Source organism: Stappia sp. (assembly GCF_048268045.1).
Classification (GTDB): domain Bacteria; phylum Pseudomonadota; class Alphaproteobacteria; order Rhizobiales; family Stappiaceae; genus Stappia.
The window spans coordinates 78,511-95,850 of sequence record NZ_JBLWWG010000002.1; the positions used below are offsets into that span (position 1 = coordinate 78,511).

Annotated in this window: 16 protein-coding genes; 12 read left to right on the plus strand and 4 right to left on the minus strand. The window is 67.9% G+C overall.

Translation table 11 applies throughout. From position 1 onward, the window contains the following. Positions 1-110 precede the first annotated feature (110 nt). Complete coding sequence (locus ACN0WF_RS02920) at positions 111-2,261, plus strand: VTT domain-containing protein (protein ID WP_417771282.1); 2,151 nt, start codon at positions 111-113, stop codon at positions 2,259-2,261. On the opposite strand, the gene ACN0WF_RS02925 is transcribed toward ACN0WF_RS02920, so the two are convergent. Then, positions 2,192-2,542, minus strand: a complete 351-nt coding sequence (locus tag ACN0WF_RS02925) for an ArsR/SmtB family transcription factor (protein WP_417771283.1) — start codon at positions 2,540-2,542, stop codon at positions 2,192-2,194. The two genes, ACN0WF_RS02920 and ACN0WF_RS02925, sit on opposite strands and share 70 nt — an antisense overlap. Positions 2,543-2,644: 102 nt before the next feature. Here ACN0WF_RS02925 and ACN0WF_RS02930 point away from each other — a divergent pair, with 102 nt between their 5' ends. The 6 genes from ACN0WF_RS02930 to ACN0WF_RS02955 all read left to right on the plus strand — a co-directional run bounded on the left by ACN0WF_RS02930 (position 2,645) and on the right by ACN0WF_RS02955 (position 7,921). Next, entirely contained in the window at positions 2,645-3,076 is a 432-nt protein-coding gene (locus tag ACN0WF_RS02930) for a YeeE/YedE family protein (RefSeq protein WP_417771284.1), read from the plus strand. Positions 3,077-3,080: 4 nt separating this feature from the next. Continuing rightward, positions 3,081-3,536 carry a DUF6691 family protein gene (locus ACN0WF_RS02935; protein ID WP_417771285.1) on the plus strand — a complete coding sequence of 152 codons (456 nt, stop codon included), beginning with the start codon at positions 3,081-3,083 and terminating at the stop codon, positions 3,534-3,536. A gap of 79 nt (positions 3,537-3,615) precedes the next feature. Next, entirely contained in the window at positions 3,616-4,512 is an 897-nt protein-coding gene (locus ACN0WF_RS02940) for an MBL fold metallo-hydrolase (RefSeq protein ID WP_417771286.1), read from the plus strand. 10 nt (positions 4,513-4,522) lie between these two features. Continuing rightward, the gene (locus ACN0WF_RS02945; protein WP_417771287.1) at positions 4,523-4,951 is read left to right on the plus strand and encodes a TIGR01244 family sulfur transferase; all 429 of its coding nucleotides are present in this window, start codon (positions 4,523-4,525) and stop codon (positions 4,949-4,951) included. Between the two features lie 115 nt (positions 4,952-5,066). Further along, the gene (locus ACN0WF_RS02950; RefSeq protein ID WP_417771288.1) at positions 5,067-6,851 is read left to right on the plus strand and encodes a SulP family inorganic anion transporter; all 1,785 of its coding nucleotides are present in this window, start codon (positions 5,067-5,069) and stop codon (positions 6,849-6,851) included. Between the two features lie 11 nt (positions 6,852-6,862). Next, the gene (locus ACN0WF_RS02955) at positions 6,863-7,921 is read left to right on the plus strand and encodes a hypothetical protein (protein WP_417771289.1); all 1,059 of its coding nucleotides are present in this window, start codon (positions 6,863-6,865) and stop codon (positions 7,919-7,921) included. Here the strand turns inward: ACN0WF_RS02955 and ACN0WF_RS02960 are convergent. After that, positions 7,918-9,975 (minus strand): EAL domain-containing protein, encoded by a 2,058-nt coding sequence (locus tag ACN0WF_RS02960; RefSeq protein WP_417771290.1) that lies wholly within the window; start codon positions 9,973-9,975, stop codon positions 7,918-7,920. The genes ACN0WF_RS02955 and ACN0WF_RS02960 overlap by 4 nt on opposite strands. A gap of 199 nt (positions 9,976-10,174) precedes the next feature. Here ACN0WF_RS02960 and ACN0WF_RS02965 point away from each other — a divergent pair, with 199 nt between their 5' ends. After that, positions 10,175-10,507 carry a septal ring lytic transglycosylase RlpA family protein gene (locus ACN0WF_RS02965; RefSeq protein ID WP_417771703.1) on the plus strand — a complete coding sequence of 111 codons (333 nt, stop codon included), beginning with the start codon at positions 10,175-10,177 and terminating at the stop codon, positions 10,505-10,507. A gap of 251 nt (positions 10,508-10,758) precedes the next feature. Here ACN0WF_RS02965 and ACN0WF_RS02970 read toward each other — a convergent pair whose 3' ends face one another. After that, positions 10,759-11,658, minus strand: coding sequence for a LysR substrate-binding domain-containing protein (locus ACN0WF_RS02970; protein ID WP_417771291.1), 900 nt, complete (start codon positions 11,656-11,658; stop codon positions 10,759-10,761). Between the two features lie 157 nt (positions 11,659-11,815). Between ACN0WF_RS02970 and ACN0WF_RS02975 the strand changes: the two genes are divergently transcribed. The 3 genes from ACN0WF_RS02975 (at position 11,816) to ACN0WF_RS02985 (ending at position 15,646) form a co-directional block, all read left to right on the plus strand. After that, positions 11,816-13,036 carry an acyl-CoA dehydrogenase gene (locus ACN0WF_RS02975; protein ID WP_417771292.1) on the plus strand — a complete coding sequence of 407 codons (1,221 nt, stop codon included), beginning with the start codon at positions 11,816-11,818 and terminating at the stop codon, positions 13,034-13,036. Between the two features lie 104 nt (positions 13,037-13,140). Further along, positions 13,141-14,337, plus strand: coding sequence for an NAD(P)/FAD-dependent oxidoreductase (locus ACN0WF_RS02980; RefSeq protein WP_417771293.1), 1,197 nt, complete (start codon positions 13,141-13,143; stop codon positions 14,335-14,337). Positions 14,338-14,455: 118 nt separating this feature from the next. After that, complete coding sequence (locus ACN0WF_RS02985; protein ID WP_417771294.1) at positions 14,456-15,646, plus strand: pyridoxal-phosphate-dependent aminotransferase family protein; 1,191 nt, start codon at positions 14,456-14,458, stop codon at positions 15,644-15,646. Between the two features lie 102 nt (positions 15,647-15,748). Here ACN0WF_RS02985 and pyrF read toward each other — a convergent pair whose 3' ends face one another. Beyond that, a complete protein-coding gene (pyrF, locus tag ACN0WF_RS02990; RefSeq protein ID WP_417771295.1) occupies positions 15,749-16,513 on the minus strand; it encodes an orotidine-5'-phosphate decarboxylase in 765 nt (254 codons plus the stop codon). A 216-nt stretch (positions 16,514-16,729) separates the two neighbouring features. On the opposite strand from pyrF, the gene hisB reads away from it, so the two are divergent. Continuing rightward, complete coding sequence (gene hisB / locus ACN0WF_RS02995) at positions 16,730-17,323, plus strand: imidazoleglycerol-phosphate dehydratase HisB (protein WP_417771296.1); 594 nt, start codon at positions 16,730-16,732, stop codon at positions 17,321-17,323. Positions 17,324-17,340: the final 17 nt, after the last annotated feature.

Here is a 17,340-nt window from a genome sequence, read left to right on the forward strand (position 1 = left end):
CGCGCGAAACAAACCGCACCGTCAAGCATTGGCGATCCGGGCTCCAGCGCGTACATGTAGCGGGCCCGACGGGCAGGCCAACCCGGCGCAGCGATTTCGAGCATGGACCCGTGACCGATCTACTCAATCAGCTCGTGAACCTCATCGGCGAACACCCCACGCTCGCCAACGCCGTCGTCTTTCTGATCGCCATGGGAGAAGCGCTGTTTCTCATCGGCATGGTCGTGCCCTCCACCGTGGTGCTGGTGGGCGCCGGCACTCTGGTGGGCCTCGGCAAGCTCGATCCCTGGCCGATCTTCATCTGGACCGTGCTCGGCGCGACGGCGGGTGACGCCATATCCTACTGGATCGGCCACATCTACAAGGACCGGATCAAGAAGGTCTGGCCGTTCTCACGCTATACGACGCTGGTGGAACGGGGCGAGGCCTATTTCCGCCGTCACGGCGGCAAGAGCGTCTTCATCGGCCGTTTCGTGCCCGGCGTGAAGGCGATCGTGCCCGGGATCGCCGGCATGGTCGGCATGCCGGCCGGCCGCTTCACGGTGATCAATGTCACCTCGGCGATCGCCTGGACCATCGTTCACCTGGGCCCCGGCGTCATCGCCGGCACCGCCTTCGGCGCGCTCGGCAAGATCAGCGGCCGCCTGGCGACGATGCTCGGCGTCTTCCTGGTGCTGCTGTTCCTGGCGGTGATGCTGGCGCGCTGGCTGATCCTGATCGTGCTGCCGCTCTATGCCGGCAGCCGCGTGCGCTTCGTCGCCTGGCTGGCGGCGCGGCAAAACCGGGTGGCGCGCTGGCTGGCGCGGATGTTCGACCCGGCGCATCCGCGCTCGGCCGGGATGCTGGTCTCGGCCCTGCTGCTGCTCGTCACCGTGCCGCTGTTCGTGGCCCTGGCCGCCGCGATCTCGCCGGACGCCGGGCTGCAGCGGGCCGACACGGCGATCCGCAACCTGTTCCAGGACCTGCGCACGCCGGTCGGCGACCAGATCATGGTGTCGATCACCATGCTCGGCGACGGCCTCGTCACCTCGATCGTCGCCATCGTCGCCGTCGCCTATCTGTTCGTCCGCCGCGCCTGGCGCAGGGCGACAGGCTTCCTCATCGCCATCGCCAGCACCGCGGTCTTCGTGCCCCTGTTCAAGCTGCTGATGAACCGCGAACGGCCGATCGACATCTATTCCGGCGCCGACGCCTTCTCCTTTCCGAGCGGCCACGCGACGATCAACACCGTGCTCTACGGGCTGATCGCCGTGCTCGTCGCCCATGACCGCTCGCCGCTGACCAAGGCCGGGGTCTTCTCCGTCGCCGTCTCGCTGATCGGCGCCATCGGCTTCTCGCGCGTCTATCTTGGCGCCCACTGGGCCAGCGACGTCGCCGGCGGGCTCGCCTTCGGCACGGCGATGGTGGCTGCCTTCGCCTTCGTCTTCGGCTCCGTGCACAACGAGAAGGTCGGCCGCTGGGCGCTGGCGGCGCTGGTCACCGTGACGCTTGCCGGCGTCGGCGGGGCGCATGTCATGCGCAACTTCAACAATGCGGTCGAGCTCTACCGCCCGGTGTCGCCGATCGTGGCAATGACCCGGGACGAATGGCTGTCCGGCGGATGGAAGACCCTGCCCGGGCACCGGATCGAACTCAACGGCGAGCAGGAGGAGCCCCTCGTCGTGCAATGGGCGGGCGACCCGGCGGCTCTCGCCGAGGCGCTGAAGCCGCATGGCTACGTGCGCGCGCCGCAATGGTCCGTCGCCACATTCGCCGGCTTCCTGGCAGGCCAGACGCTGCCGGAAGACCTGCCGGCGCTGCCGCGCATCCAGAACGGACGCGGCGCGGAACTGGTGCTGGTGCGTCAGGACGCGAATATCGCGCCGAGCGCCACCGGGGAGGACCCCTCATCGGGCGGGCGGTGGGTGCTGCGGCTGTGGCCGACGCGCTTCGACCTCGACACCGAGGCGGGCGGCAGCGTGCCGATCCATGTCGGCTCGCTCATTCACGAACGCATCCTGCGTCCGCTCAACGAACTGTCGGCGCCGCGCAAGGACCGCGACCTGCCCAACACCTGGGAGAACCCGGTTCTGCTGCTGCCGGGGGTGACGCGGCGCACCCGCGCGGACGGATCGGAAGTGGCTCTCGGCATCGCCAGCGGGGTCATGGCACGGGAGACGATGGCGCCGCAGACGCCGGCGACAGCTGCCGGTCAGGTCTCCGACAACCCAGCAGGGACGGGCACGGACTCCGGGGCAGAGGCGCCTTCCGGCGTGCAATAGATGCCGTAGAGCGCGGCGAGCACCGCCTTCACCTCATCGCCGGCAAGGCTGTAGAAGACCGCCTGACCGGCTCGGCGCGCCTCGACCAGCCCCTGCGCGCGCATGCGCGCCAGATGCTGGGACAACGCCGATTGGCTGAGGCCGACGGCGGCGGCCAGATCCCCGACCTTGCGCGGCCCCTCAAGCAGATGGCACAGCACCATCAGGCGCCGGGCATTGGCCATCGAGGTCAGCAGCGAGGCTGCCCGGTCGGCATTGTGTTCCAGATCTTGAATATTCATACTTGCTAATTTAGCAAAGCATAATATATTCGCAATCAGGAAATTCACACAAGCTGGCAATCCGCACCACGCACTGGCCAGCCCCTCGACTCCGGATCACGCATGACCGAATTCACACCCATACTTTCCGCCCTTGGTGGCGCGCTGATCGGCCTTGCCGCCGTTCTGCTGATGGTGCTCAACGGCCGCATCGCCGGCATCAGCGGCATGATCGGCGGCCTGTTGCCCCCCACCGCCGCCGCCGGCGAACGCGGCTGGCGGGCAGCCTTCCTGCTCGGCATGATTGCCGCGCCGACCGCTCTGCTGTTCCTCACCGGCTGGACGCCTCAGATCGAGGTGCCCTCCTCGCCGGCGCTGCTTGTGATCGGCGGCGTTATCGTCGGCATCGGCGTTTCGCTCGCCAGCGGCTGCACTTCCGGCCACGGCGTCTGCGGCATGGCGCGGCTTTCGACCCGCTCCATCGTCGCGACCCTCACCTTCATGGCGACGACGGCCGCGACCGTCTTCGTCCTTCGCCACCTGATCGGAGCCTGACGCCATGACCCGCATCGTCTCCGCCTTCGTCATCGGCCTGCTGTTCGGCACGGGCATTCTCGTCGCCGGCATGGCCAATCCGGCCAAGGTTCTCAATTTCTTCGACATTGCCGCCATCGGCAGCGGCGGCTGGGACCCGAGCCTCGCCTTCGTGATGGGCGCGGCCCTGATCGTCACCGCCATCGGCTACCGGCTCGCCTTCCAGGCGGACCACCCGCTGCTGGCCGATGCCTTCTCGCTGCCGGCGATCAAGTCCGTCGACGGTCGGCTCGTCGCCGGGGCGGCGATCTTCGGCATCGGCTGGGGCATGGCCGGTTTCTGCCCGGGCGGCGCCGTGCCGGCCCTCGGCCTCGGCCGGAGCGAACCGGTGATCTTCGTCGGCGCGCTGATTGCAGGTATGCTTGCGACACGTCTAGTCCAGCAGGCCCGCGCCCGGCGCACGCAGGCGACAGCCGCCTGACCGGCGCAAACCGGTCCCCTTACAGTTCCGACCGGCGGCACCCGCCGGTCCGCCGCCCCATCCGCAAAGGAGCTTTTTCATGACCGACAGCAAGGCCCTTCCCGTCGACGGCTCCGTGAAGCCGCAGGTGACGTCCTTCTTCGACCCGCAGACGAACACCATCTCCTATGTGGTCAAGGATCCGGGCTCGAACGCCTGCGCCATCGTCGACAGCGTGATGGACATCGACTATGCGGCCGGCCGCATCTCCTTTGAATCCGCCGACCGGATCATCGACTTCGTCCGCGCCAACGGGCTCAAGCCCGAATGGCTGATCGAAACCCACGTGCATGCCGACCACCTGTCGGCCGCTCCCTATATCCAGGACAAGATCGGCGGCAAGATCGGCATCGGTGAGAACATCCGCATCGTGCAGGACACGTTCGGCAAGATCTTCAACGAAGGCACCGAGTTCCAGCGCGACGGCTCGCAGTTCGACCGCCTGTTCGCCGATGGCGACACCTATACGGTGGGCGCGATGAGCTGTTTCGCCATGCACACGCCCGGCCACACGCCGGCGTGCATGACCCATGTGATGGGCGACGCGGCCTTTGTCGGCGACACGCTGTTCATGCCGGACGGCGGCACGGCGCGCGCCGACTTCCCCGGCGGCGACGCGGGTGAGCTCTACCGCTCGATCCGCAAGGTGCTGTCGCTGCCCGCCGCCTTCCGCCTGTTCATGTGCCACGACTACGGCCCGAACGGGCGCGATATCCGCTGGGAAACGACCGTGGCGGAAGAGCGGATGCACAACATCCATGCCCGTGACGGCATCACGGAGGAGGAGTTCGTGGCCATGCGCACCGCGCGCGACGCGACCCTCGACATGCCGAAATTGATCATTCCCTCCATACAGGTCAACATGCGCGCCGGACAGTTGCCGCCGAAGGACGAAAGCGGCACGACGTTCCTCAAAGTGCCGATCAATACCCTTTAAGGACATGCCAATGCTGAGCGCCAAGGTCGACGACACGATCACCGTCGCCCACCAGATCGACCCCGCCGATGTCGTCGCGATCCGCGACGCCGGCTTTGTCACGATCATCAACAACCGCCCGGAAGGCGAGGCTCCCGACCAGCCGGCCGGGGCCGAGATCCGCGCACAGGCGGAAGCCGCCGGCCTCGCCTACCTGGAACTGCCGGTCGGGCGCGACGGCATCGGGCCGGAGCTGATCGAGGGCTTCCGCGCGGCGATGGACGAGGCCGACGGCCCGGTCTTCGCCTTCTGCCGGACGGGCACGCGCTCGATCAACCTTTGGGCGCTGTCGCAGGCGCGCCAACGCGACGCCGGCGAACTCGCCAGCCTCGCCAGCGCCGCCGGCTACGATCTTTCCGGCCTCACGCCGACCCTGCGCCGGCTTTCCGAAGCCGGCTGACGGCCGCGCAACGGGCCGCATTCGACAACACCAGACGACACCGCCCCCGGACGCCCACACCACGCGCCCGGGGCCGGCACCGCCGTGCCGACCGCCAAGCCCCGGAACCCGCAAGATGAAGACGCTCTCCACCTATCTGCCCATCCTCGACTGGGGACGGCGCTACAACCGCGCGCAGGCGACCGACGACCTGATCGCGGCGGTGATCGTGACAATCATGCTGATCCCGCAGTCGCTTGCCTATGCGCTGCTCGCCGGCCTGCCGCCGGAGATCGGCCTCTATGCCTCGATCCTGCCGCTGGTCGCCTATGCGCTGTTCGGCACCAGCCGGGCGCTCGCGGTCGGGCCCGTCGCCGTCGTCTCGCTGATGACCGCCTCCGCCGTCGGCGAGCTGGCGACGCAGGGGACACCCGAATATCTGGGCGCGGCGATCCTCCTCGCCTTCCTCTCCGGCCTGATCCTGATCGCCATGGGCCTGTTCCGGCTCGGCTTTCTCGCCAATCTCCTCAGTCATCCGGTGGTCTCGGGCTTCATCACCGCAAGCGGCCTGCTGATCGCGGCCAGCCAGCTCAAGCACATCCTCGGCGTCTCCGCCTCGGGTCACACGCTGATCGAGATCCTGGCCAGCCTCGTCGAGCGGATCGGCACGGCAAACGTCTATGCGATGGCCGTCGGCGTGCCGGCGACCGCCTTCCTGTTCTTCATGCGCGCCAGGGCAAAACCGCTGCTGCGCCGGGCCGGCCTCGGGCCGCGCGCCGCCGACATCCTGGTCAAGGCCGGACCCGTGGCGGCGGTCGCGCTGACGACGCTCGCCGCCCATCAGTTCGCCCTCGGCGACAAGGGCGTGAAGCTCGTCGGCCACATTCCCTCCGGCCTGCCGACGCCGACGCTGCCGAGCTTCGACCCGGCGCTGCTGCGCGACCTGCTGGTGCCGGCGCTGCTGATCTCGGTGATCGGCTTCGTTGAATCGGTCTCCGTCGCCCAGACGCTGGCCGCCAAGAAACGCCAGCGGATCGCGCCGGACCAGGAGCTGATCGGCCTCGGCGCGGCCAATATCGCCTCCTCCATCTCCGGCGGCTATCCGGTGACCGGCGGCTTCGCCCGCTCGGTGGTCAATTTCGACGCGGGCGCCGAGACGCCGGCGGCCGGTGCCTATACCGCCATCGGCATCGCACTGGCCACCTTGTTCCTGACCCCGCTCATCGCCGACCTGCCGCAGGCAACGCTTGCCGCCACGATCATCGTCGCGGTGCTCTCGCTCGTCGATCTCAAGGCGCTGACCCGGGTCTGGGCCTATTCGAAGAGCGACTTCGCGGCAATGGCCGGCACCATCCTTGTCACGCTCGGCTTCGGCGTCGAGCCAGGCGTCCTCGCCGGCGTCGGCGTATCGCTGGCGCTGCATCTCTACCGCAGCGCCCGCCCACACATGGCCGTCGTCGGCATCGTTCCCGGCACGGAGCACTTCCGCAACATCAACCGGCACGACGTGATCACCGGCGACAAGGTGCTGTCGGTGCGCGTCGACGAGAGCCTGTTCTTCGCCAACAGCCGCTATCTGGAAGACCGGCTGCTGGAGCTTGTCGCCGAGCGCCCGGCAATCGAGCACATGGTGCTCGTGTGCACGGCGGTGAACGAGATCGACGCCTCGGCGCTGGAAAGCCTGGAGGAAATCAACCGCAGGCTTGGCGACGGCGGCGTCACCTTCCACCTTTCCGAGGTCAAGGGACCGGTGGCCGACAGGCTGAAGGGCACGGAATTCCTTGCCCATCTCACCGGATCCGTGTTCCTGACGCAATATGAGGCCTTCGCCGCGCTCGACCCGGAAACGGCGCATATCGCCGAGGCGCGACGGCCGCGGAAGGCAACGCCGGGGCCGTTCTGGATCGGCCCGCAGATCTGAAACGGGAACGCATGGCGGCACAAGACGCGACGCTGGACGGCCATGATGCCGGCACCGGGCTTACCTGGCGCTACCGGCCGGGCCGGGGCAGCGACACGCTCGTCGTCGTCCAGTCCCAGGCGCGGGTTCCCCAGGGCCGGTTCGGGCTTGAGCGGCTGTTCGCCAAGACCCGCCATGCCTGCCTCTTTCTCAACGGCCCGGACGAGAGCTGGTATCTCGGCTGCGAGGCGGCGAGCGACGCCGCCATCGATGCGGCCATCGTGGCGGCACGGCCGGGGAGGATCATCCATTACGGCGCCTCCAAGGGAGCCTATGGCGCCCTGCTGACGGCGCTGCGCCGTGGCGACGGGCCGGCATTCGCCTTCGGACCCGAGCTTGAGCTCGGCGTGCCGGGCAGCCAGAGCGCGCTCTCCCGCGTGCGCGGACAACAGGGCGAGCCGGACCTCGCGGGCGCGCTCCTGGCACCGACGACGCCGCATCCGCTGACGCTGGTCTTCGGGCTGCACGATCCGGTCGATGCGGCAGGCTTTGCACGGCTGGCCGCACAGCCGCGTCCCGAGCACCTGCGGCTCCTCGCCTTGCGCTCCCCGCACGCCAGCCACGACCATCTCTACACGCTCAACATCATCCGCAAGCTGATCGTCCGCTTCGACCGGGACCTTGGCGGACTTTGCGCCGAGCGGGGGCTGATCGCACCTGAGGCCGCGCATGGCCTTGCGTCTGCTTTCGGCGTGGCGGGAGAGCGTTTCGCCGATGGTGACGGCCTGTCGGGCGCGGCGCTTGCCGAAGAGCTGGACACGACCGGCAACCCCGGTCACGCGCTGCTCGCCGCGCAGGCATTCCTGCGCGAGGGCAGCCCGAACGCGGCGCTGGCGCTGCTCGAGACGGCGATCGCTCTGAACGAGGCGGACCCGTCGCTTGCCGCCCAGCCCAAGCGCTGGCGCAAGACGTTCTGGCATCAGGCGCTGGCGGCGGCGCGCGCTGGCGGCGACGCACCGCGGGCGGCGGCCATCGCCGCGCGGGCGCGGGCGCGCTTTCCCGAGGACGCCGGCTTTTGCGACGCGCCCTAGCCGATGGCCGGCCAGGGCACGGGACGGGCGATGCCATGCCCCTGGACAAAGCGCACGCCGAGATCGCGCAGCACCGGTACAAGCGCCGGGCCGTCGACATATTCCGCCACCGTCGGCAGGCCCAGCGCATTGGCCAGGGCGACGGCGCCGATCACGGCGGCGCGCTTCACCGGCTCGTCGGCCAGATCGGCGACAAGCATCCGGTCGATCTTGACCATATCGAACATCCCGTCGCGGATCTGCGTGATCGCCCCGAACCCGCCGCCGAAATTGTCAAGCGCGACCCTGACACCCAGGCGGCGCAGGCGTTTCAACAGGATCCATGCGGCGGCGTCGAGCCGGGCGACCTGGGTTTCCGAGATCTCGAGCATCAGGAGCAGGGCGAGGTCGGGGGTGGCCTCGAGACGGGTCTGCAGCGCGCGGGCGAACTCATCGTGGCACAGGACCTCGGCGGAGAGGTTGAGCGACACCGGCAGGCCGTCGCCGCCGGCGCCCAGGCGATCGAGCACCTGGTTCGCGGCCCAGGCATCAACCTCGCGCAGAAGCCCGTGCCGCGCCGCCGTTGCCTGGATCATGGTCGGCCCGTGCAACGAGCCGTCCGGCAGGGCGACGCGCAGCAACACCTCGTGAAACCGCGGCGCGTTGCTCTCGATATCGACGATCGCCATGCGCTCCAGCTGGAAAGTCTGGCGTTCCAGGGCATCGCCGATCACCGCGAGATGCCGGAGTTCGGCACGCTGGGCGGCGGCGAGCGTGTCGCAACCGTCATGCTCCACCACCTGACGCCCACCGGCCGCCTTCGCATCCATGCAGGCATGATCCGCCCATTGCAGGACACGGCTCACGTCGAGCCCGCCGCCGCGCTCGCAATTGGTCTCGATGATGGCAAAGCCGATGCTGACGCCACCGCGAAACGTCATGCCTTCCCAGGAGAAATGATAGCTGTTGAGGCTTGCAAGAACCCGCTCGCACAGGACCCGCATCGCCACCGCATCATCCGTATCGACGACCAGGCCGAATTCATCGCCACCGATGCGCGCAACATGCACCGTCTTTCCCGCGAAACCGGCGAGCCGGCAGGCGATCTCTGCAAGGAAGCGGTCCCCGCCACCATGGCCGATCGTGTCGTTGACCAGCTTGAAGCCATCGAGGTCGAGGAAGGCGACGGCAAAGCCGGTCGAGATATCGTGCGCCTCAATGCGCTCGCGGATCCAGTCCTCGAAGGCGCGACGGTTGGATATGCCCGTCAGGTCGTCAATGAGAGCGAGGCGCTCGAGCCCGGCCGAAAGCCGGTACGTCTCGGTCACGTCGCGCATGGTCGTAATGGCAGCCAGGACCTCCCCCTCGGCACCCCGGAAAGGCTCGGCCCGCACCGAGAACACCACCTCGCGACCGTCCGGCGCTGTCTGGGGGAGGACATACTCGTAGGTCTGGCCAGAGAAACAATGCTCAAGCGACGGTCGGACCTCGTGCTCGAGACGTTCGGGGCCGACAAAATCGACCACCGGCCGGCCGACGATCTCCTCGACCGTGCACCCGTACCAACGCGCGTTGCTCTCGTTGGTGTGGAGAAACCGATAGTTCCGGTCGACGACGGAGATGCGGTCGGACATCTGCATGATGATCGAACCGTAGAGCCGCAGCGCGTCGTCGGCCTCCTTGAGATCGGTAATGTCGCGGCCGAAGGTGGCAATGCCGAGCAGATCGCCCGCCCGGTCGAAGACCGGCTGGTACTTCACATCGTAGAAACGCTGGCCGAGGTAGGAGGTGGAGATCCAGCCCTGAAAAGTCCCCATCTCGCCCGACAGGGCGCGTTTCAGGTGCTCCTCGCGGTCCACATAAACAGCGGCGCCAACCACATCGCCGACCGTGCGTCCGATCACGTCCTTGCGCCGGACGCCCGTGATCTGCGCGTAGGCCTCGTTCGCCTCGCAGATGACAAAGTCGGGCGTGCAGAAGTAGATCGGATCACTGCAGGCCGCGATAATCGCGGAGTGAAGATGGCTATCGCCGGGGCGCCCCCATGCGTGCCCGTCGTGCTCAGCCTTTGTCATGCATGTATCCATTAAAGGCGTCCATTCCGCCTTGCCCCCCGGCGTGCCCCCAAAAAATAAAAGGCAATTCGCCCGCACAGCCAAAATCATGAGACACTGGCTGGCTGCCCTGTGTCCCTTGTGCCGCGCCCACGAAAACGATTATGGACCGCAACAGATGATTCGCAAGCCTCGTCCATACGCAATCGCCGCAGCGTTCGTGGCGGTTTTTTGCGCAGGTTCGCCAGTCGCGGCAGAGTGCGGCAAGGCCTCCTGGTACCAATTGACCGGCAAAACGGCCAGCGGCGTGATGGCGGATCCGGAGAAGATGACGGCCGCGCATCGCACCCTGCCCTTCGGCACCAAGGTCGTGGTCGAGAACCTCGCCAACGGCCGCAAGGTCGTGCTGACGGTGATCGACCGGGGGCCGTTCGTGCGCGGGCGGGTCATCGACGTGTCGCGGCGCGCGGCGCGCGAACTCCGGTTCCTGCGCCGCGGCGTGACCCGCGTCCGGGTTCATGTTCCCGGGCAGGCCGTTCCCAAGTGCCGCTAGGAAGACGATCGCGGCGCCCTGTCGGCCAAAAGAAGAAAGGGCCTTCCGGACGGAAGACCCCAAGTTTTCATTTTACCGACCAGAAGGTTACCGACCAGAAGGAAAAATGGTCCTGACCGCGAGGAGGGAGGGGGGAGCCTCACGATCAGGACCGCCGCATCTCCATGACTGAAGACAAGATTGATACCAACAGGATTCGCGGAACCTGCAAACCCCAAAAACATACGTGGAACTTCAATCGTTGAAATCGACTACAGCGTCTCCGCCGCGACCTCGTGCTTCAGCCAACGGCGAAACCGCTCCGCCACCGGACGCAGCGTCCGGTTCTCCGGATAGACGAGATGATAGGCCGACGGCAGCCGCAGCACCGTGTCGAAAAGCTGCACCAGACGCCCCTCGTCGAGCTCGCTCTTGACGAAGAAGCGAGGCACCAGCGCCACGCCGAGACCGCTGGCGGCAGCTTCCGCCATCATCACGAACTGCTCGAAACGCGGCCCCTGAAAGGCGAGGTCGGTCTCGACGCCGGCGCATTCGAACCACTGCCGCCAGGCCAGCGGGCGCGTCGACTGGTGCAGCCGCAACAGCGGCGCGAGATCGGCGGGGGCGTCGATCCGGTGACGCTCGCGAAAACCCGGGGAGGCGACGGCGATCACATCCTCGCGAAACAGCGGCTCGGCGACCGCGCCGGCCCAGACCGGATCGCCGTAGTGGATCGCCATGTCGAACGGCTCCTTGGCGAAATCGAACGGCCGCAGGCGGACGGCGACGCTGAAGCTCGCCGTCGGACAGTCCTCGATGAAACGCGAGAGCCGTGGCGCCAGCCAGCGGGTGCCGAAGGAGGGCAGCGTTGCGAGATTCAGCACATCCTCGTTGCCGGCGAAGGACATGACCTGGCGGGTGGCGGAGATCAGGCTCTCCAGCGCACCGCGCACGTCCTGAAGATAAAGCCGGCCGGCGTCGGTCAGCACGATGCGCTGGCGTACCCGCTTGAACAGCTCGACACCAAGGCGGGTCTCGAGATGGCGCACCTGTTTGGACACCGCGCCCTGTGTCAGGTGCAGCTCCTCCGCCGCGCGGGTGAAGCTGCCGTGGCGCGCCGCGCATTCGAAGGCGATCAGACTGTCGGCATGGGGGACGAAACCGCGTTTCAAAACCTATTCCATTCGCTCATGAACCCGCGACAACATATCACTTTGCGCGGGCCTGCACAGACCGGACACTCCCGCCGGTTTCAAGATACGAGCGGACGTGCCTGGCGACCGCGACCCATCGCGCGCGACAGCCGTCCGGCCACCTGGAGGAATGAACATGACCGCCACATCCGCCCACACCAAGTCCGATCCGACCGGTGGCGGCCGCTTTGCCTGGGACGATCCGTTCCTGCTGCGCGACCAGCTCACCGAGGACGAGATCCTGATCATGGAAACGGCGCGCGCCTATGCGCAGGAAAAGCTCCAGCCGCGCGTGCTCGAGGCCTATGCCCACGAGAAGACCGACCGCGAGATCTTCAACGAGATGGGCGAACTCGGCCTGATCGGCGTGACGCTCCCGGAGGAGTACGGCTGCGCCGGCGCCTCCTACGTGGCCTACGGTCTCGTCGCCCGAGAGATCGAGCGGGTCGATAGCGGCTACCGCTCGATGAACTCGGTGCAGTCCTCGCTGGTGATGTACCCGATCTACGCCTATGGCACCGAGGAGCAGCGCAAGAAGTACCTGCCCAAGCTCGCGAGCGGCGAATGGGTCGGCTGTTTCGGCCTGACCGAGCCGGACGCCGGGTCCGATCCCGCCGGCATGCGCACCCGCGCCGAGAAGATCGACGGCGGCTACCGCCTCAAGGGCTCCAAGATGTGGATCTCCAACTCGCCGATCGCCGACGTTTTCGTCGTCTGGGCGAAGTCGGAGGCCCATGACGGCGCGATCCGCGGCTTCGTTCTGGAAAAGGGCATGAAGGGCCTCTCCGCCCCGAAGATCGGCGGCAAGCTCAGCTTGCGCGCCTCGATCACCGGCGAGATCGTCATGGACAATGTGGAAGTCGGCGAAGACGCGCTGCTGCCCGACGTCTCCGGCCTGAAGGGGCCGTTCGGCTGTCTCAACCGCGCCCGCTACGGCATCTCCTGGGGTGCGCTGGGCGCCGCCGAGGACTGCTGGCACCGCGCCCGCCAGTACGGCCTCGACCGCAAGCAGTTCGGCAAGCCGCTGGCCCAGACGCAGCTCTTCCAGAAGAAGCTCGCCGACATGCAGACCGAGATCTCGCTCGGCCTGCAGGGGTCCCTGCGCGTCGGCCGGCTGCTCGACGAGAACCGCGCGGCGCCGGAGATGATCTCCATCGTCAAGCGCAACAATTGCGGCAAGGCGCTGGACATCGCCCGCCAGGCCCGCGACATGCACGGCGGCAACGGCATTCAGGAAGAATACCACGTGATGCGCCACGCGCAGAACCTGGAGACCGTGAACACCTACGAGGGCACGCATGACGTCCATGCGCTGATCCTCGGCCGCGCCCAGACCGGCCTGCAGGCGTTCTTCTGATATCGACATGAAAAGCGGCCGGCGCGGCTCTCGCGCCGGCCTTGGGGGCGGGGATTGCCCGGCCCCGACGTACGGGAGACACGAACGGCGGAGCAGGGGACGCGATGAGCGGGACGGGCAAGAGCGTGCGGCATGTCGACATCGCCATCGTCGGCGGCGCGGTGACGGGATCGTCCATCGCCTGCCACCTGGCAATGGATCCCCGCTGGACCGGCTCCCATCTCGTCATCGAGAAGGATCCCTCCTACCAGTTCTGCGCCTCGGCGCTGTCGGCCGCCTCGATCCGCCAGCAATTCTCCACCGCCATCAACATCGAGATCTCGCTCTACGGGATCGCTTTCCTGCGTGACATCGGCGCGCGCCTCGCCGTTGGCGACGAGCGACCTGCGATCGACCTGCACGAGGGCGGCTATCTCTTCCTCGCCACGCCGGAAAAGCGGACGATCCTGGAGGCGAACCACGCGCTGCAGACGAAACTCGGCGCCGACATCCTGTTTCTCGAGCCGGAGGCGCTTGCCGCGCGCTTCCCCTGGCTCAGCACCGATGGCATTGCCGCCGGCTGCTGGGGGCGGAGCGGAGAAGGCTGGTTCGACGGCTACGGGCTGATGCAGGCGTTTCGCAAGCGCGCCCGCGCGCATGGCGTTCCCTATCTCGCGGCCGAGGTGCTGCGCGCAGAGCGCGACGGCGCCGGCTTCCGCCTGACCCTCTCCGACGGCAGCGCCATCACCTGCGAACGGCTGGTCAACGCGGCCGGCGCCAGCGGCGCCCGGCGGATCTGCCGGGACCTGGGCGTCGAGCTGCCCATCGAGAGCCGCAAGCGGATGATCTTCACCTTCGACTGCCGCGAGCCGGTCGCCGACTGCCCGCTGATGATCGATCCGAACGGCACCTATGTGCGCCCGGAGGGCACGGGGTTCCTGTGCGGCTCCGCGCCGGAGGAGGCGGCCGACCCGGAGACCGGCGACTTCGACGTCGAGCACGGCTTCTTCGACGACCATCTGTGGCCGACGCTCGCCGCCCGCGTGCCCGCCTTCGAGGCGATCAAGCCTGGCCGGGCATGGGCCGGGCACTACGACATGAACCTGTTCGACCACAATGCCTTTGTCGGACCGGTCGCCGCCGTGCCCGGGCTCCATGTCGCGGCCGGCTTCTCCGGTCACGGGCTGCAGCAGGCGCCGGCGGTGGGCCGCGGGCTTGCCGAACTGCTGGTTCACGGACGCTACACGACGCTCGATCTTTCGCCGCTTGCCTTCGACAGACTTGCGGAAGGGCGCAAGCTGTCTGAAAATAACGTGGTCTGACATTCCTTTCAGGGCGACCGCGACGCCGCCGCCCATCCCCCCACATGGACCGGCCCGCATGGGCCTGGCCCGGAGCCGGCAGGCCCGCCGCCGCGCTCCTTTCCCGCAGAGGTGCACCATGCTCGCCAAAGGCCGCGAGATCCTGATGATTCCGGGTCCCACCAATGTTCCCGACGAGGTGCTGCGCGCCATGCACCGGCCGGCGATCGACATTCGCCAGGGGCCGCTGGTCGAACTCACCGACCGCTGCCTCGCCGACCTGAAGGCGATCTTCCGCACCGAGACGGCCAAGACCTTCATCTACGCGGCAAACGGGCACGGCACCTGGGAGGCGGCGCTTTCCAACACCCTGTCGCCCGGCGACAAGGTGCTGGTGCTGGACTGCGGCCGCTTCGCCCGCGGCTGGGGGGAGATCGCCAGCGCGCTCGGCGTCGACGTCGAGGTGCTGCCGGGAAGCTGGCGCAGCGCGGTCGATCCGGATGCCCTGCGGGCGCGGCTGGCGGCCGACACGCACGGCACGATCAAGGCAGTGATGACGGTGCAGGTGGACACCGCCTCGGGCGTGCTCAACGACATACCGGCGCTGCGCCGGGCCATCGACGCGGCCGGCCATCCGGCGCTCTTCATGGTCGACACCATCGCCTCGCTCGGCACCGCCCCCTTCGAGATGGACGCCTGGGGCGTCGACCTTGCCATCAGCGCCGCCCAGAAGGGACTGATGACCCCGCCCGGCCTCGGCTTCATCGCCGCCGGCCCGCGTGCCTTCGAGGCCCATGCGAGCGCCAAGCTGCGCACCGCCTATTGGGACTGGACCCGGCGGCTCGGCGACGAGCACTACATGAAATACTGCGGCACGCCGCCGGAGCACCTGCTCTTTGGCTTCCGCCAGGCGCTCGACCTGCTGCTCGACGAGGGGCTGGAAGCCGCCTTCCGCCGCCATGCGGCGCTCTCCGGCGCGGTCAAGGCAGCCATCGCCGTGTGGGCCGAGGGCGGAGCAATCGAGTTCAACATCCTGGAGCCGGCGGAGCGCTCGGCCTCCGTCTCCGTGTTCCTGACACCGGGCTTCGATCCGGCCGGACTGCGGCGCTTCTGCGAGGAGGTCTGCGGCGTCACCATCGGCGGCACCATCGGCGAGATCGCCGGCCAGGGCATCCGCATCGGCCACATGGGCCATGTCAACGCACCGATGATCCTGGGCACGCTGGGCGCCATCGAGATGGGCCTGCAGGCGCTTGCGATTCCGCACGGATCGGGTGGCGTGCAGGCAGCCGTCACCCATCTGGCCGATGCGGTGGCACGCGCGCGCTGACAAAGCGCCGATGCGGGTGGGCGGCCAAACCCCGACGCGAACACGAAAAGGCCCGGCGGATGGCAGTCCGCCGGGCCTTTTCGCGTCAGATACAGTAAGCCGTCAGAGAGCCGCCTCGATATCGGCGACAATGCCGTCCGCCGCGGCACGACGGTCGGTGGCGCCAAGGATCGGACGGGCGACGACCAGATAGTCGGCGCCGGCGCGGATCGCATCGCCCGGCGTCATGATGCGCTTCTGGTCGCCGGCGGCCGCGCCCGACGGGCGAATGCCCGGGGTGACGGCGACGAGCCCGGGGCCAAGCACATCGCGCAGAGCGCCGACTTCCTGCGGCGAGCAGACGATGCCGCCCATGCCGGCGGCCCGAGCCGCCGCGGCGCGCGCCACCACCAGATCTTCGACCGAACCGGCATAGCCGGCGTCATGCAGATCGTCCTCGTCCATCGAGGTGAGCACGGTGACGCCGAGCAGGCAGACCTTGCCACCGCCGGCCGCAAGCCCCTCGACGGCAGCGCGCATCGCCTTGGGATAGGCGTGGATGGTGACGAAGCGCATGCCCATTCGGGCAATGTTCTCCACCGCCTTCATCACCGTGTTGTCGATGTCGAGAAGCTTGACGTCGAGAAAGATGCCGTGCCCCTCGCGGGCAAGCTCCTCGGCAAGCGCGAGACCGCCGGCGAACTGGAGCTGCATGCCGATCTTGTAGGTGCCGACCGACCCGGCCGTCTCGCGCACGATCTCGCGTGCCTCCTCCACCGTCGGCACGTCGAGGCCAAGGATCAGGCGGTCTCGGGCGCTGGCGGGGCGGAAGGCGGACATAGGGGAAGGCTCGGGATCGGCGGCAACGGCGAGAGTGTCGGACGGCATTTTTCGGGTCTCCGGATGGTCGGTGCGCCGCGCCCGGGCCGCCTCTGGCCGGGGGCCGGCGGGCGCGGTTCCCTCCGTCTTAGCCAAGCCGGCCCGAATTGACCAGAGCAGCGCGATCCGCGCGGGTATTTCATTGCGGCGGTGCACCTGTTACAAGCCACCTATCATCTTGGCGGGGCCGCGCACATTCGCGGCCGACAGAGGATCCTTTCGCCCATGCGCACAGCGTCGATCTCGCGCAAGACCAAGGAAACCGACATCGCCGTGACCGTCGCGCTTGACGGCACCGGCACGTTCCAGATCGAGACCGGCGTCGGCTTTCTCGACCATATGCTCGAGCAGCTTTCCCGCCATTCACTGATCGACATGACGGTCGCCGCCAAAGGCGATATCCATATCGACTTCCACCACACGGCGGAGGACGTGGGCATCGCGTTCGGGCAGGCATTGCGCCAGGCTCTCGGCGACATGACCGGCATCACCCGCTATGCCGACTGTCACCTCGCCATGGACGAGGCGCTGACGCGCTGCGCGCTTGACGTGTCGGGCCGCCCCTTCCTCGTCTGGGACGTGACCTTCCCGCGCGCCAAGATCGGCGATTTCGACACGGAGCTCTTCGAGGAGTTCTTCCGCGCCTTCGCCATGAACGCCGGCATCACACTGCATATCGCCAATCTCCACGGCTCCAACTGCCACCACATCGCCGAGACCTGCTTCAAGGCGGTCGCGCGGGCGTTGCGGCAGGCAATCGAGCCGGACCCGCGTCAGGCTGGCCGGGTGCCTTCCACCAAGGGCCAGCTCGGCGGCTGAGCGACGCCCCGGCCGCG

Coding starts and splice junctions, on each gene's coding strand:
- ACN0WF_RS02925 (WP_417771283.1), bottom strand. CDS start 2,542: ATGAATATTCAAGATCTGGAACACAATGCCGACCGGGCAGCCTCGCTG.
- ACN0WF_RS02930 (WP_417771284.1), top strand. CDS start 2,645: ATGACCGAATTCACACCCATACTTTCCGCCCTTGGTGGCGCGCTGATC.
- ACN0WF_RS02935 (WP_417771285.1), top strand. CDS start 3,081: ATGACCCGCATCGTCTCCGCCTTCGTCATCGGCCTGCTGTTCGGCACG.
- ACN0WF_RS02940 (WP_417771286.1), top strand. CDS start 3,616: ATGACCGACAGCAAGGCCCTTCCCGTCGACGGCTCCGTGAAGCCGCAG.
- ACN0WF_RS02945 (WP_417771287.1), top strand. CDS start 4,523: ATGCTGAGCGCCAAGGTCGACGACACGATCACCGTCGCCCACCAGATC.
- ACN0WF_RS02950 (WP_417771288.1), top strand. CDS start 5,067: ATGAAGACGCTCTCCACCTATCTGCCCATCCTCGACTGGGGACGGCGC.
- ACN0WF_RS02955 (WP_417771289.1), top strand. CDS start 6,863: ATGGCGGCACAAGACGCGACGCTGGACGGCCATGATGCCGGCACCGGG.
- ACN0WF_RS02960 (WP_417771290.1), bottom strand. CDS start 9,975: ATGACAAAGGCTGAGCACGACGGGCACGCATGGGGGCGCCCCGGCGAT.
- ACN0WF_RS02975 (WP_417771292.1), top strand. CDS start 11,816: ATGACCGCCACATCCGCCCACACCAAGTCCGATCCGACCGGTGGCGGC.
- ACN0WF_RS02980 (WP_417771293.1), top strand. CDS start 13,141: ATGAGCGGGACGGGCAAGAGCGTGCGGCATGTCGACATCGCCATCGTC.
- ACN0WF_RS02985 (WP_417771294.1), top strand. CDS start 14,456: ATGCTCGCCAAAGGCCGCGAGATCCTGATGATTCCGGGTCCCACCAAT.
- pyrF (WP_417771295.1), bottom strand. CDS start 16,513: ATGCCGTCCGACACTCTCGCCGTTGCCGCCGATCCCGAGCCTTCCCCT.
- hisB (WP_417771296.1), top strand. CDS start 16,730: ATGCGCACAGCGTCGATCTCGCGCAAGACCAAGGAAACCGACATCGCC.